The sequence below is a fragment of the Mycolicibacter algericus DSM 45454 genome (assembly GCF_002086455.1).
GTDB classification, from domain to species: domain Bacteria; phylum Actinomycetota; class Actinomycetes; order Mycobacteriales; family Mycobacteriaceae; genus Mycobacterium; species Mycobacterium algericum.
Genome location: NZ_MVHC01000004.1, coordinates 75815 through 90638, shown reverse-complemented (window position 1 = coordinate 90638; position 14824 = coordinate 75815). Strand labels below are relative to the sequence as shown.

15 protein-coding genes and 1 riboswitch are annotated in these 14824 nt (G+C 68.2%); of the genes, 8 read left to right on the top strand and 7 right to left on the bottom strand.

The window, feature by feature from the left end:
* Positions 1–98: 98 nt before the first annotated feature.
* From BST10_RS05465 to BST10_RS05450, 4 genes are all read right to left on the bottom strand, one after another.
* A complete protein-coding gene (locus BST10_RS05465; RefSeq protein WP_083036917.1) occupies positions 99–1001 on the bottom strand; it encodes an MBL fold metallo-hydrolase in 903 nt (300 codons plus the stop codon).
* Between the two features lie 280 nt (positions 1002–1281).
* The gene (locus tag BST10_RS05460) at positions 1282–2043 is read right to left on the bottom strand and encodes a DUF1906 domain-containing protein (protein ID WP_083036914.1); all 762 of its coding nucleotides are present in this window, start codon (positions 2041–2043) and stop codon (positions 1282–1284) included.
* Positions 2044–2161: 118 nt separating this feature from the next.
* Positions 2162–3202 carry an acyl-CoA dehydrogenase family protein gene (locus BST10_RS05455; protein ID WP_083036911.1) on the bottom strand — a complete coding sequence of 347 codons (1041 nt, stop codon included), beginning with the start codon at positions 3200–3202 and terminating at the stop codon, positions 2162–2164.
* Positions 3199–4344, bottom strand: coding sequence for an acyl-CoA dehydrogenase family protein (locus tag BST10_RS05450; RefSeq protein ID WP_083037145.1), 1146 nt, complete (start codon positions 4342–4344; stop codon positions 3199–3201). Before BST10_RS05450 ends, BST10_RS05455 begins: the two co-directional genes overlap by 4 nt.
* A gap of 246 nt (positions 4345–4590) precedes the next feature.
* On the opposite strand from BST10_RS05450, the gene BST10_RS05445 reads away from it, so the two are divergent.
* On the top strand, positions 4591–5475 hold the full coding sequence (locus BST10_RS05445) for a carotenoid biosynthesis protein (protein ID WP_083036908.1): 885 nt from the start codon (positions 4591–4593) through the stop codon (positions 5473–5475).
* 49 nt (positions 5476–5524) lie between these two features.
* On the opposite strand, the gene BST10_RS05440 is transcribed toward BST10_RS05445, so the two are convergent.
* A complete protein-coding gene (locus BST10_RS05440) occupies positions 5525–6178 on the bottom strand; it encodes a TetR/AcrR family transcriptional regulator (RefSeq protein WP_163762392.1) in 654 nt (217 codons plus the stop codon).
* Between the two features lie 127 nt (positions 6179–6305).
* On the opposite strand from BST10_RS05440, the gene BST10_RS05435 reads away from it, so the two are divergent.
* The 7 genes from BST10_RS05435 to BST10_RS05405 are packed head-to-tail and all read left to right on the top strand — an operon-like array spanning position 6306 to position 12602.
* Positions 6306–7277: an acyl-CoA thioesterase gene (locus BST10_RS05435; RefSeq protein WP_083036903.1), complete on the top strand. Its 972-nt coding sequence runs from the start codon at positions 6306–6308 to the stop codon at positions 7275–7277.
* Complete coding sequence (locus tag BST10_RS05430; RefSeq protein WP_083036901.1) at positions 7274–7885, top strand: VOC family protein; 612 nt, start codon at positions 7274–7276, stop codon at positions 7883–7885. Before BST10_RS05435 ends, BST10_RS05430 begins: the two co-directional genes overlap by 4 nt.
* Entirely contained in the window at positions 7882–9324 is a 1443-nt protein-coding gene (locus BST10_RS05425; protein WP_013831161.1) for an aldehyde dehydrogenase family protein, read from the top strand. Before BST10_RS05430 ends, BST10_RS05425 begins: the two co-directional genes overlap by 4 nt.
* Positions 9325–9359: 35 nt before the next feature.
* Positions 9360–10181 (top strand): SDR family NAD(P)-dependent oxidoreductase, encoded by an 822-nt coding sequence (locus BST10_RS05420; protein WP_083036898.1) that lies wholly within the window; start codon positions 9360–9362, stop codon positions 10179–10181.
* A gap of 11 nt (positions 10182–10192) precedes the next feature.
* A complete protein-coding gene (locus BST10_RS05415; RefSeq protein ID WP_083036896.1) occupies positions 10193–11113 on the top strand; it encodes an LLM class F420-dependent oxidoreductase in 921 nt (306 codons plus the stop codon).
* Positions 11114–11115: 2 nt separating this feature from the next.
* Positions 11116–11952, top strand: coding sequence for a DUF1906 domain-containing protein (locus BST10_RS05410; protein ID WP_235673662.1), 837 nt, complete (start codon positions 11116–11118; stop codon positions 11950–11952).
* On the top strand, positions 11952–12602 hold the full coding sequence (locus tag BST10_RS05405) for a hypothetical protein (protein ID WP_109559414.1): 651 nt from the start codon (positions 11952–11954) through the stop codon (positions 12600–12602). The genes BST10_RS05410 and BST10_RS05405 overlap by 1 nt, the downstream gene beginning before the upstream one ends.
* 39 nt (positions 12603–12641) lie before the next feature.
* On the opposite strand, the gene BST10_RS05400 is transcribed toward BST10_RS05405, so the two are convergent.
* Both BST10_RS05400 and BST10_RS05395 read right to left on the bottom strand, forming a co-directional pair.
* The gene (locus tag BST10_RS05400) at positions 12642–13850 is read right to left on the bottom strand and encodes a PPE family protein (RefSeq protein WP_083036893.1); all 1209 of its coding nucleotides are present in this window, start codon (positions 13848–13850) and stop codon (positions 12642–12644) included.
* An 18-nt stretch (positions 13851–13868) separates the two neighbouring features.
* Positions 13869–14165, bottom strand: a complete 297-nt coding sequence (locus BST10_RS05395; RefSeq protein ID WP_041319195.1) for a PE family protein — start codon at positions 14163–14165, stop codon at positions 13869–13871.
* Between the two features lie 282 nt (positions 14166–14447).
* Positions 14448–14620, bottom strand: a riboswitch (M-box (ykoK) riboswitch).
* Positions 14621–14824: the final 204 nt, after the last annotated feature.

The window sequence follows — 14824 nt, the reverse complement described above, 5'->3', positions numbered from 1 at the left end:
GAGAGACTAACAGAAACCCAGGAAATCCTCAGCTTATTTGCCGCGGACCTTAATCAATTCATAGCAGCCCGGAGCGCGCCGAGTCGGGCCAGGTGCGGTCAGTAATCCCAGACGGCCGGTACGCACCGGAAGGCGTTGCCGGCGACCCCCACCCGGCACACCGACGGGAACGGCAGGTGGGTGGCCACCAGGGACTCGCCCGTCGACGCCAATTCGCGCAGCAGCCGGATCCGGACGCGAGCGGCCTCCTCGGGGTCGTGTTCGAATCCGTTGTGCCACTCCGGGTTCTCAAAGCCGACCTGAAACACCGCGTCGCCGGCAAAGGTCAGCCGGTCGCCACCGGATGCCAGCCGGACCACGCTGTGCCCGGGGGTGTGGCCGCCGGTGCGGCAGACCAGCACGCCGGGCGCCACCTCGTACTCAGATTCGAACGGGACCAGCCGGGAGCGGTAGTCGTCGAGGAATCGGGTCGCGATTGATTGCAGCGCGGCCGGCACCGGGGCGGGCATCCGGGTGCCCGAGAAATCGGGCGCCTCCCAGAATTCGGCCTCGGCGGCTGCCACATGAATCCGCAGGTCCGGCCGCAGCCGCGCCTTGAGCCCGTCGGCGAGCAGTCCGCCGATGTGGTCCATGTGCAGGTGGGTCAGCACCACGTCGGTCACGGCCGCCGGGTCGATGCCGGCGGCCTCCAGGCGCGCTACGGTCTGCCCTGCCCGCGGGAAGTCCGGGAACTCCATTCCGAGCCCGGCGTCGACGAGGATGGTCTGCTCCCCGCTGCGCACCACGACGACGTTCAGGGGCCAGTCGATCACCTCGGGCGGCAGGAACATGTCGCTGAGCCAATGCGCCAGGTCGGCCGGGTCGACGTTGGTGGCCATCGTCGAGGCGGTGATCGGTAGCACCCCGTCGCTGATCACCAGGACTTCTATGTCGCCGACCTGCACCGCGTAGCGCGACGGAACCAGCTCGGGCTCAGTTCGTAGGGCGTTGTCCAAGCTCATCCTTGCCTCCTCGGTCGTCGGGATCGCACCCGACGAGCATCCCAACCGGAGGGCGCATCTCGAGCCCTTGAAATCGCGTAGTCCAGCCCGCGGCGGGCGGGGCGTCGAGGGGGCTGCGGTAGATTGGCCGTCGACCGACTACAAGACAGGAGCCGACTCATGGCGTCAGCGAGCCTGGGCGTCTGGACGTCCATTGCGTGCGTGGTGCTGCTCACCCTGGGCCTCTTCTTGACGACCAACCAGTAGCCGAGCCGGCGGCAGCGTCTACCGACCGACTAAGTCACGGGTGCAGGTTCCACTGCCCGCAGTCCTGGGCCAACACGTCGTTGACGTCGACCTCGATCCCGCCCACTATCGGGCCCGGGGTTGACGCGGTGCTCACGATGCGCTGGAAGAGCACCGCCCCCGGGAATCGTTGGCCGCGCGACCAGGATCGGGTCTGCCACGCCCAGCGGTGGCCCGGGGTGCGCGAGTTTCCGATGACACCGTCGGCTGCCGCCCACTGGCAGGCGTTGACGCCGCCGTAGATCCCGGTGCGCTGTACCCCCAGTACCGAGTTGATTCCCCGGAACCACTGCAGCGCAACGTTATTCCAGGTATCGCGGTTGATGTCGTCGTCGACGCTGAAGAAGATCGGTGCACTGCGACCACCGCCGGCCGCGGTGTGGATGTTCCAGGCGGTCTGGGCGTCGGCGACGCCGCCGGCGTAGCCGCGGGTGAAGTCCGACGGTGCCGTCCCGCCGGGCTTGCCGTACTGGAAGTTGCTGACGATCACCAGCCCGGCAGCGGTCAGCGACTCGGCGTAGGGCCGGGTGATCGGCTTGGCGCCGAAGTTGGAGCCGGGCCGCGACGTCGACACGTAGTTGATCACCCCGGCATGGCCGGCGGCCCGGATATCCTGCGCCGGAATCTGGCGCATCGCGTAGTCGATCAGCGTGGGAGCGGCGGCCGAGGCCCGGGGCGCGCCGGCGCCGGCGGCCGCCGCGCCGAACCCGGCGAGCGACGCCGCGGAGCCGTACCGCAGCGCATCACGGCGGGACACGGGGCGCCGAGTCGGGTCGATCCTCGGGAAATCCGGCACCGGGCGATGTTAACAATGTTGCTGGTGTTAACGATGGAGCCTCGCCGCGGCGAGGCCGACGCCGGGGCGATCGCGGCGGTCAATCGGCGATCAGGCGCCACAGCCCGTCGGCGCCGGCGGCCAGGGCGGCACGGGTGACCTGCTCATCCCAGTGGTGGACGGATCCGAACTCCGACCGCCACGCCAGCGCGGCACGGGTGTACTCGTGCAGTCGGTGTTCGACAGTGGTGCCGATGGCACCGAGCACCTGGTGGGCATTGCGGACGGCGACCGACGCCGCGTGCCCGGCACACGAGCGCGCCACCGCAACGGCGAATGTGACATTGGGCCCCGCCCAGTCGCTGCGGACCGCCGCTGACAGCGCGGCCTCGGTGGCCGCCCGGGCCAACGCAGCCTCGGCGGCGATGTCGGCGATCAGCTGCTGGACGGCTTGAAATCTCGACAGTGGGCGGCCGAACTGGGTACGTGCGGAGGCGTGCTCGACTGCCAACTCCAGGATCTTGTCGAGCGCGGCGCAGACCTGGATCGACCGCACCAATGCGGCCTTCAGGTGTAGTTGCGCAACCAGTTCCGCGCGTACGGGTGTTCCCGCCAGTGCCGCGGTGTCGGCGGAGACGGTGTCGCGGGGCTCACCGATCAGATTGCTGCCCGGAATGATTCGCAGATCGGCGCAATCCACGTCGGCAAGCAGCTGGGTGTCGTCGTGTCGCCAGATGACCACGATCCGCTCGGCTGTCGACGCCCACGGCACCGCCGTTGCGGTACCGGTCTCATCGAAGACACAGACGGTACGTGCGGTCAGCGCGATGGGCGCACCGACCTTCTCGAGCAGCCAGCAGGCCAACAGATCGTGTTCGGCAAGCGGGACGCGAACGGCGTTTCGCGCTGCCGCGGCGATGAGTTCGGCGGCCGCGTACCAGCTGGCCCCGCTTCCCCCGGATTGTTCGGAGCCGGTCAATCGCACCAAACCCAGTCGATCGAGGCCGGCCCACAAGTCGGTGTCGCGCCGGATCGGCGCGGTCGGCGGATGCGCCGCGCGGTAGTCGGCGAACACCGCGTTCATCATGTCGACCAGATCGGCATCGAGCTCTGCTGCACGATCGGGGCGGGAGGCGTTCATCGCAGCCCCAATCCGCGCGCGATCACACCGCGCAGCACCTCGTTGGTGCCGCCACGCAGGGTGAAGCCGGGCCGCTGGTCGACCGCTTCCGTGATCAGCTGATGGGATGCCTCGCCGGTGCGGTCGCCGGCGCGCAGGTCTGCGAAATCGGCGACATCGCCCTCGGTGGTGGTGCCGAGCACCTTGACCACCGCGGCCGCAACCTCGGCGGGCTCCTTGCGTTCCAGCGCGCCTGCCACGGCGGTGGACATCTGGTGCAGCCCGGCGATCCGAGCCAGCAGCCGGCCCAGCCCAGCGTCATGGGACAGCCGATCGTTGGCCATGTCGTCGGTCACCGCGGCCAGCAGCGTGAACGTGGAGAGCAGCCGCTCGGGTCCGCTTCGTTCGAAACTGAGTTCCGAAGTGACTTGACGCCAGCCGTCGCCGATCTCGCCGAACACCATGGCGTCGGGCACGAAGGCGCCGTCGAGGACGACCTCGTTGAAGTGGTGACCGCCGTTCATCGAGACGATGGGCCGCACCTCGACGCCGGGGCCGTCGAGGCGCACGATGAACTGGCTCAGCCCGGCGTGGCGATGCTGCGGGTCGACCGGTGCGGTGCGTGCCAGCACGATGAACGCGTGAGCGCGGTGCGCGCCGGACGTCCAGACCTTGGTGCCGGTCAACCTCCAGCCGCCGTCGACCTGCTCGGCACGGGTCCGCACGCTGGCCAGATCCGAGCCGGAGTCGGGCTCGCTCATCCCGATACCGAAGAAGCACTCGCCGGCGGCGATCGCCGGGAGGAATTCGCGCTTCTGTGCCTCGGTCCCGTGCTTCAGCAAGGCCGGCACGATCTGCCGGTCAGCGATCCAGTGCGCGGCCACCGGAGCGCCGCCGGCAAGCAGCTCCTCGGTGACCACGAACCGTTCGAGGAACGAGCGGCCCTGTCCGTCATATTCTTTCGGCACGGTCATGCCCAACCAGCCGCGAGCCGCCAAGGCGCCGGTGAAGGTTTCACTCCAGCCGCACAACCAGGCGTCCACCGACGGGGTGAAAGCGCCGGCCGCCAGCTGCTCGGCCAGGAAGGCGCGGACCTCGGCTCGCAGGACCGCAGTGTCGGCCGGATCGCCGGCGGCCGGGGGAACCAGGCGCGGCAGCGCCATCAGTTGCGCTGCCACGTCGGGATGCGGCGCTGCTGCTCGCCGTCGTGATGGGCCGGCCTGCGCATGGCTGGAATACCTCGCTTCTTGCTGTTGCGGTGCCCACGGTAGCCGCACCGAGGTGCCGTGCAGGTTCGACGCCGACGCAGCCGGCTCGCGACGGGTATCCGGGATCCCCACCCGGCCCTCGCGAGCCGTGCCAAACTCATCTCCGCTGCAGGTGGGGCCAGACAGTTGAGGGAGACCACGATGACCGACGGCACGACGATTCCGGGCGAACAGACGTCTTCGCGGACCCGATGGCTGGTGCCGGCCGGCTGGTGTCTGGTCGCGATCTGGCTCGCCGCGACGGTGACGGGCGCGTTGGGCACCGGGTCGCCGATAGAGGCCGTCGCCCAGGCGATCTACGGTGGCGCGCTGGCGCTGTTCGTGGTGTTGCACACGCTGACGCTGTACCGGCCCGCCGGCGCCGCCGCGTACTTCGTCCTTGCCGTCGCCGTGTCGTTCGGTCTCGAGGCGTGCAGTGTGGCGACCGGTTTCCCGTTCGGCTTCTATATCCATCACATGGAAGGTCCCCGCGCGCTGGGGGTGCCGTTCACCGTGGTCGTCGCCTGGGTGATCCTGGCCTGGTTGGCCTGGAACCTGGCCCGCGTGATCGTGGGGGACGACCAGAATCGTCGGCTGTCGGTGGTGGCGACGCCCGTCGTCGCCACCCTGATCCTGGGCGGATACGACCTGGTGATCGATCCGATCGGGGCCTACGTGCGCGGCCTGTTCTCCTACGGGTCACCCAACGGCGCGCTGGGCGTGCCGCTGAGCAACTACTTCGGCTGGGTGCTCACCGGGTGGGTGCTGTTCCAGCTGTTCGCGTTGGTCGAACGGCGGTGGCGCCGGGACTCGGCACCCGCACGCGTTCGCTCGACGCTGGTGATGCCGATCGTGGTCTGGCTCGGACTGGCCCTGCAGGTGAACCTGGAGATGCTGCGTGTCGGTGACGGCTCGGCGACGATCCAGGGCGGCCGGTCCGTTCCCTTCTCCGACATCTATGCGACCTGCGTTGCGACAACATGGTTCACGATGGTGCTGGTGGTCGCCATCGCGGCAGTACGGCTATGCCAAAGCAGGACGGACTAACCGATCACGGTGGTACGCGGCATGCGATAAGTCAGCAGTGCGCTCACCATTACCGGTCCGACACCGGCGCCTGCCACAGGCCGGCGATCGCGTCGACGAGGCTGCGGCCGGCGCGCGGCCAGTCCGGACGCGGCCCGTTGCCGTCGTCGGCGAATCCACGTTCGATCTCCGCGCACGTGTACATCAGCACGGTCCGCATCATGATGTTGCGTTCGGATCGGACGTGTCTGGGTAATTCGGGAATGCCGTGGCCGATGCGGTCGATGACGTGTCGCAGTGACTCGGATTCCAGGGCGCTCTTGGTGACCACGCGCCGATATGTCGGATCGGTCATCACCTGAGCGGCGAATCGCGCGTACCAGGTGGGCGCGGGCAGCGACGCCAGATGGTCGGTCAGCGGCTGCACCAGGCACCCCACCCAGTCGCGCAGTCCGGCCGAATCGTCGGTGTCGGCGACCTGGGCGGTGCGCAACTCCTCGATGTGCCCGGCGTGGCTGGCCTCGATGGCGCGCACCAGCTCTTTCTTGGTGCCGAAGTGGTAGGCCACCGCGGCGTTGTTGCCTTGGCCGGCGGCCTCGACGATCTGCCGATGGGTAACAGCTTCCACACCGCGCTCGGCGATGAGCCGCTCTGCCGCGGATAACAGCGCCTCCCGGGTGCTGTCGGCGCGGGTGGACCGCGGGCTGCGCACGGGTGGGGGCATGAGTTCAGTCAACATCGCCCCCTTGACCTAAGTCAAACGTTTTACTTAAATGGACCGACAGTCACAGGCCGGTTCGCCCGTGGGGCCCAGAGCTCATGTACCGGCTGCGCGCGGTGAGGAGGATGCGTTGAGGCCGACGCCGACGCCCGAAGCTGCCGCCCGCCCGGATCACGACGCGCCGCTGCTCGGGTCCGGCAGCCCGTTGGAAGCCGCCACGCTCGGTGCGCTCGACCATCTCCAGCAGGTGCTGACGCTGCAGCCGGCGGGCGCGGATCGCTTTCGCGCGGACAGCGAACCCGGCAGGTTCGGCCGAATCTTCGGCGGCCAACTGGTCGCCCAGGCGCTGACCGCGGCCGCGGCCACCGTCGCCGAACTGGCCCCGCACTCGATCCATGCGATGTTCCTGCGGCCCGGGGACTCGGCCGCGCCGCTGGACATCGCCGTCGACCGCACCCGCGACGGGCGGACGATGTCGGCACGACAGGTGGTCATCCGGCAAGCAGGACGGGTGTTGGTGACCGCGATGGTGTCCTTCGACACGAACCCCGAGTGCTCCGAGGCCGTCACCGTCGAGGGGTCGGTGACGGCACCGGAAGCTCTTCCGCTGCTGCAGCACTGGGCGCAGCAGGCGCCGCGGGAGCTCGCCGGATCGGCAAGCACGTGGGTCGACACGCCGCCGCCGCTGGAGATGCGCATCGCCGACGCGCCGATATTCCTCGGCGGCACCCAGGCCGGCGGCGCGCGCTCGTTGTGGATGCGGCTGCCACGGCCGATCGACGGCGGGCCAGGGGCTCATGCGGCGATGCTGGCCTACGCAAGCGACTATCTGCTGGTGGACACGGCGTTTCGCGCCCATCCCGAACCTGTCGGTTACCGCACGCATCGTGGCCTGACCCTCGATCACACGATCTGGCTGCACCGTCCGGTGCGATTCGATCAGTGGCATCGCTACACCCAGCAGATCGTCGCCGCCGCCGGCCACCGCGCGGTGGTGAACGGAACCATCATCGACGCCGCGGGCCGACATGTCGCCAGCACCGCTCAGGAAGTCCTGGTCCGGCCGATCGCCGAGTTGCCCGAACAAGGCGACACCGCGTGACGGCCGACCCGCATCCGTTGTTCGAACACCGTTGGCCCGAAGGAGAATTCCGGCTCTTCCAACTGGGCTTCGTTGTCCCTGATCTATTGAGTGCGGCGGCCCGGTGGGTGAAGGTCTTCGGCGTGGGGCCGTTTCACATCATGCCGCGAGCGCAGAGCCGCTGCCGGTACCGCGGCACCGATGCCAGCGTCGATGTCCACATCGGTGTCGCTCAGGCCGGACCCGTGCAGGTCGAACTCATCCGCGACCACACCGCGAACCACTCGGTGTTCGCCGAGATGGCCTCGCTGCACGGCGACAACCAGTTCGGCTTCCATCAGGTGTCCACGCTCACCCGCGACTACGACGCCAAGCTCGCCCACTACCTCGATCAGGGCTACGAACTGGCGTGCGAGTTCACCAATCCCGGTCAGCGGGTGGCGTTCATCGACACCTTTGCCGAATTCGGCTTCTTCACCGAGATCGTCGAGGACAAGCCCAGTTTTCGAATCAACCTCGCCACTATCGCGCGCACCTGTGAGACCTGGGACGGCACGGATCCGATCCGGCTGCTGACCCGCGACGGCTATCGCACACCAGATGAACCATGGAAGGACGAAAACCAGTGAGCAGCACCATCGAGACCGAACCAGTGGTGGCCGGCGGCGGGATCATCCCGGTCTTCAACCCGTCGACCGAAGAGCAGATCGCCGAGGTCCCCGATTCCGACCAGGCCGCCGTCGACGCGGCGGTGGCCCGGGCGCGGGAGAGCTTCGAATCCGGGGTGTGGCGCAAGCTGCCGGCCGCCCGGCGCGCCGAGATCATGTTCCGCGCGGCGGAGATCATCAAGGAGCGCACCGCCGAGCTCGCCGAGATCGAGTCCCGTGACAACGGCATGACCGCCATGGGCGCCAGCCAGATCATCAAGGTGTCCCAGGAGATGCTGACCTACTACGCGGGCTGGGTCGGAAAGATCCACGGTGAGTCGGCCAACCTGGTCTCCGACGGTCTGCTCGGCCACTTCGAGGAGTATCACACCTTTACCCAGCTCGAGCCGGTCGGCGTCGTCGGCCTGATCATCCCCTGGAACGGACCGTTCTTCGTCGCGATGCTCAAGGTGGCGCCGGCGTTGGCGGCGGGGTGCAGCTGTGTGCTCAAGCCCGCCGAGGAGACACCGCTGACCGCGCTGAAGCTGGAAGAGATCTTCCGCGAGGCCGGCCTGCCCGACGGCGTCCTCAATGTCGTGACCGGCTACGGCGAGACCACCGGTGCGGCGCTGACCGCGCACCCGGACGTCGACAAGATCTCGTTCACCGGATCCACTGAGGTGGGACGGCTGATCGTCAAGGCGGCCGCCGGCAACCTCAAGCGCCTCACCCTGGAACTCGGCGGCAAGTCGCCGCTGATCATGTTCGACGACGCCAACCTCGACAAGGCCATCATGATGGCCGGCATGGGTCTGCTGGCCGGCTCGGGCCAGAACTGCTCGTGCACCTCGCGGATCTATGTCCAGCGTGGAATCTACGACCAGGTCGTCGAGGGCCTGGCCAACTTCGCCCAGATGTTGCCCATGGGCGGCAGCGACGACCCCAACTCGGTCCTCGGTCCGCTGATCAGTGAGAAGCAGCGCCAGCGCGTGGCGGGCATCGTCAACGACGGCGTGGCCGCCGGCGCCGAGGTGATCACCGGCGGCAAGCCGATGGATCGCCGCGGCTACTTCTACGAGGCCACGATCATCACCAACACCACACCGGATATGCGGCTAATCCGCGAAGAGATCTTCGGCCCGGTCGGCTCGGTGATTCCGTTCGACGAAGAGGAAGAGGCGATCGCTGCTGCCAACGACACCGAGTACGGGCTGGCCGGGGCGATCTGGACCGAGAACCTTGGCCGCGCTCACCGTGTCGCGAATCAGCTTCGGGGCGGCCAGATCTGGGTGAACTGCGCATTGGCAGCCGACCCGTCCATGCCGATCTGCGGGCACAAGCAGTCCGGTTGGGGCGGCGAACGCGGCCGTAAGGGGATCGAGGCCTATTTCAACACCAAATCGGTCTACATCAGTCTCTGACCGACCGTGACGGTGAGCCCACCGGGAGGTGGCTAGTGGTACTGCGCAAGGACGCGTCGGCCCTTGACGGCCGCGTGGCCGTCATCACCGGCGGCGGTTCCGGTATCGGCCGCGGGATCGCCGAGACGTTCGCGGAATTCGGTGCCCGGGTGGTGATCTGGGAGAAAGACCCCGAGACCGCCGAGCTCGCTGCGGCCGCGGCCGGCGGCCTGGCGTGTGCGATCGATGTCCGCGACGCCGATCAGGTCGATGCCGCGCTGGCCACCACCATCGCCGAGGCGGGTGTGCCGACGGTCCTGGTCAACAACGCCGGCGGGGTGTTCGCCTCCCCGCTGCTGGAAACCGCCGCCAAGGGGTGGGAGACGCTGATCCGCTCCAATCTCACCCATGTTCTGTTGTGCACGCAGCGCGTCGCGCAGGCTCTGGTGCGCCGGGGCGAGCCCGGGAGCATCATCAACATCGCCAGCATCGAGGGCACCCGCGCCGCACCCGGCTACGCCGCCTACGCGGCGGCCAAGGCGGGTGTCGTCAACTTCACCAAGACGGCGGCTTTGGAGTTGGCTCCCCACGGCATCCGGGTCAACTGCCTGGCCCCGGACCTCACGCTCACCGAAGGCATCGAGCGTGTCGGCTCGGCCGAGATGCTCGCTCACGCCGGCTACATGATCCCGATGGGACGGCCCGGGCATGTCGATGAGATGGCGGGTGCGGCGGTGTTTCTGGCCGGCGATCTGAGTACCTACGTCACCGGCCAGACGCTGCACGTCGACGGTGGGACGCACGCGGCAGGCGGCTGGTATCACCACCCGGGCACCGGCGAATACCTCCTCGGTCCGCCGCGGCCCAAACCACAATGAGAGGAACCCGCATGCGGTTCGCGTTCACCTACCCGATCATCACGCATCCGTGTGACCCGGAACTGGTCTCCCCGCAAGGAGTGACCGCTGTGGCGCGGGCCGCAGAAGCCGCCGGCTTCGGCGCGATGGGCTTCACTGATCATCCCGCTCCGACTCAGCGCTGGCTCGATGCAGGCGGACACGACAGCCTGGATCCCTTCGTGGCGATGGGGTTCGCCGCCGCACACACCCGAACGCTGCGCTTCATCCCGAACGTCGTCGTCCTGCCCTACCGCAATCCGTTCGTGGTCGCCAAATCGGGTGCGACGCTGGATCTGCTTTCCGGGGGCAGGTTCACCCTGGCGGTGGGTGTGGGCTACCTCAAGGGTGAATTCGCCGCGCTGGGCGTGGATTTCGAGGAGCGCTCCGCCCTGGTGGAGGAGAGCCTGGACGTCATCCGGGCGATCTGGACCGGTGACGACGTGTCGTTTCAGGGCCGTCACTTCAATGCCAGGGGCGTCACCGCGCATCCGCGCCCGGTCAGCAGCCCGCATCCGCCGATCTGGATCGGCGGCAACACCGGGAAGGCGCGGCAGCGGGTCGCCACCCGGGGCGACGGGTGGGCGCCGTTCGCTGCGCCGCCGGGCCTGGCCAGCACGGCTCGCACCGCCGCGATGGATTCCATCGAAGCGCTGGCGGCGGGAGTCGATGACCTGAAGCGCCGCTGCGACCACGCGGGCCGGGACTGGTCGGCCATCGACATCTGCTTCTCCAATCTCGCCGGCGGGCGGCTCGGCTACGACGACTTCGACGCGGGCGCCTACCTGGAAGGCCTGGGCCGGCTCGCTGACGTCGGGGTCAGCTGGGTGCAGGTCGCGCTTCCCGGCGACAGTCTTGGGCGCGCGATCGAGGCGATAGCGCAGTTCGGGGAAGCGGTGATCAACCATGTTTAGCGATGCGCCGGCCTGCTGGTGGCGCGCCGGACGCCGACGGCGGCTACCCTTCCGGTGTGACGCGATCGGTTTCCCGCCGCGAAGCCCTGCGGTACGGCGCGCTGCTGGCACCGGCATTGGCGGTCCCCGGTTTCTTCGCGGCAACAGCCGTTGCGCCGAAGGCTGCGGCCGAGGGGCTGCAGCTCATCGATTTCGCCCACCGGCTGGTCGAGCCCGAGCGGATCAAGGCGGCCGGCTTCGCCGGGGCGCTGGTCTACGTTTCGGAGCTGCGGCCCGGCGCCACCTTCGACTTCAAGCCCGTCACCCGTGACTACGCCGACCGGCTCCGCGCCGCGGGCCTGCAGATCGTCAGCTGCTACCAGTTCGGCAAGCCGGGCTGGCCGGATTCGCCGTCGGATTTCACCGGCGGCTACGACGGGGGCGCCGCGGACGCCCGCACGGCGCTGCGGCTGCACACCGCCGCCGGGGGTCCACCGAGCGCGCCGATCTTCTTCAGCGTCGATGAGGACATCGACGCCAAGACCTGGAAGAAGCTCGCGGTCCAGTGGTTTCGCGGCATCAACTCGGTGCTGGGGGCAGCGCGCACCGGGATCTACGGCGGTGCTCGGCAGTGTTCCTGGGCGATCGCCGACGATGTCATCGGGCACTCGACCAGTGCGGGCCACCGGTGGGCGTGGCAGACCCGGGCGTGGTCGGGCGGCGAACGCGAACCGGCTGCCGTGCTCTTCCAGCGGGAGATGGTCACCGCAACCGACCCGGGTTTCCTGATCGACGACATTCACGTCGACGTGGACGACGTGTTGGCGGCCGATTTCGGCCAGTGGGAGCTGGTGCGCTGATGGAATGGGACGCGGCGCGGGTGGCGCGATGGTCCGGCATGCTCGGCTTCGCGCTCCCGGTTGTGACGCTCGCGGTGTATCCGATCTGGTCGTTCCCCGGCACCCAGAAGCTGGCCACCGAGGTGGCCTGGTGGGCGACCCAGCATCACGATCGACTGGTCGTGACGATGCTGCTCAACACGGTCGGTGTGACGCTGTGGCTGGTGTTCGGCGGGGCGGTGTGGACACTGCTGCGAGATCGGCTGCCGGTGAGATCGGTTCTTGCGCCGTGCTTCGCCGCCGGCTTCATCGGCTGCGTGACCCTGCTGCTCAGTGGGTTCACCGCGTTCGACATTCTGCTGTACCGATACCACAGCCCCGAAGCGGCCGCGCTGCTCTACGACCTGGCGTTCGGTCTGCTGGCCATGTCCGGTCTGCCCACCGTGGTGGCACTGGGGGCGTTCGCGGTCGCGGTGTACGTCCACGGGGTGCTGCCGCGATACACCGCCCACCTCGCGGTCGCCGCTGCCGCGGTACATCCGCTGTTGCTGCTGGCGTTCATCGTCGGCACCGGACCGCTGTCGCTGGAAGGGCTTTCGATCACCGCCATGCCGGCGTTCTTGTTCGCCTGGATCCTGGGAACCGCGCTGGGGATGCCACGCAGGCCGTAGCTGTCGGCTCCTCGGCTCGCCCAAGCCGCGCCGCTGTACCTACCCGACCACCACTGGACGCGGCATCACGGTGAGCTTGGTGCCATAGCGCGGCGTGCCGAGGCCGAAGCTGCCGCTACGTCCGCCACCGTTCGGGAGCATCGGAGGCGGCATGGCGGTCACCGACCTGCTGTCCGGGGCGACCGTCCAGCCGCTGGCTGTTCCGGCACTCGGCGCAGCCGCCGGGACGGCCGTTCCCCAGCTCGGTGGCGCGGACAAGGATCCGACCAGGGTCGCTCTGCCCACTCCGGCCGACACCGGGGAGCCTGCGCCCCCGACCGCAGCTCCGGCAGCGCGGCCGGCGGTCTCGGCCGACGCCAGTGTCATACCTGGCGCGGAGCTGAGCCCGCCACCGGTGAGGGCGGCCGTGCCGCCCTCCATGCCGCGGGCCAGAAACCCGAGCGTAGCCAGACCCGCGAAGCCCTCGAGGTTCCCGCCCGGGTCGAAGATCCCGGTTGCGGCGATCGTGTTCCACAGCTGCGCGTTGATGTTCAGGCCCGAGCCGTCGTCGTGGCCCCAGGTTCCGTCGAAGAGGCCGTCGAAGAACTTCGTCCAATGCCAATCTGGGTCCGTCGGCCTCGTGCCCTCTGCCGGCGACGCCATGCTCCGCAATGCGCTGGGCACCTGGGAGTGCGCATCTCCGGTGTCGGCTGGGAGGGCGCCAGAACTGCTCTCGTCGTCTGAACTGGTGGTCTCCGGTGCTACCGCGAACGGAACCAGTTCGGTGGCGGATGCGGCAGCGGCGGCGTAGCTGTACATCGCAACGGCGTCCTGCGCCCACATCTGCGCGTAGCGGGCTTCGGTCGCCGCAATCTCCGGTGTATTCAATCCCAGAGCGTTGGTCTTGACCAATGCCGCCAACATCACTCGATTGGCTGCGATCGCCGGCGGCGGCACCGTCATGGCGTAGGCCGACGCGTAGGCATCGGCGGCGGCGTAGGCCTGCGCTGCGGTCTGCTCCGCCTGTTCGGCGGTGACGCTCATCCAGCTGATGTAGGGCTCGGCGGCCGCGGTCATCGCCGACGCCGAGGGACCCCACCAACCTTGGCTGACCAGGCCCGCCACAGACCATTCGAAAGATATTGCTGCAGAACGTAATTCTGCCGCCAACAGGTTCCATGCCGCCGCAGCGGACAGCATCGGATCGACACCCGGACCGGCGTACATGCGTGCGGAATTGACTTCCGGGGGAACTGCTCCGTAATCCATTATCAGTAAACCCTTTCGCTAGATCGAGATGGCGTTGGCGGCGTCGGTCGCTGCGTAGGACTGCGCGTTGCGCTGCAGCATGATCACGAACCTCTCGTGCACCACAGCGGCGCGCTTGCTGATCGCCTGGTACATCTGGGCATGCCTGGCAAACTGAGCGGCGGTCAGTGCAGAGACCTCGTCGGCGGCCGCCGGAACCACCCCGGTTGTCGGCCCGGCGGCGGCCGTGTTCTGCGCAGCCACCGCGTTGCCGATGCTGCTCAGTTCAGCCGCTGTCGCGGTGAGTTCTTCGGGAAGTGCAGACACAAAAGACATCGAAACTCCTTATGAAATAGCGAATAACGTTGCGAGGGAACAAAATTCGCACGCTGGAAACCGCGCTCGGGTCAGTGGCCGGGGAGCGCGGGTACGGTATGGCGCGAGCCGAGTCAGAAAGTGAAAGCGGCGCCGCGAACGGGTTCGAGCGAACTGGTCGTCGAACTCGGATAAGGACTATCGTCCGGACTCAATGTCACTCTCACCTCCTCACGGCCAGGGCACACGGGGATGCCGGCGCAGCATGCACATCAGGGAGAGCCGGGCCGACGACACCGCCGGCCGGCACCCCTCTCGTCAGAGTTTCGGCACTGCACGCCGTATCCGGCCAGAAGCCGGAAGCCACTTGGGCTCAACCCTTAAGCCGGGAAGAGCTGTCCTGACCCTGGGCGTCTCTCGACGTTGGAGGTCAGTGGCCTGTATCCGTACAGACGCCTCACCTAGCGAGGTGCGTTCGCCGCCATGTTGGCAGCAACAGTGCGCGGAGTCAACTCGACCGGCGTGGCGTGACTGTCGCGCCGGACCAATCTGGGCATGGAAACCCGCTGGAAGGCACCGGATTTCGTAATGAAAATGATGTGCCTCGCCGAATCCGACGTTGGCCCCATGGAGTGCTTGCCGAAATACGTTGGATATCAGTCTTGTTCGCAAGAGCCGGA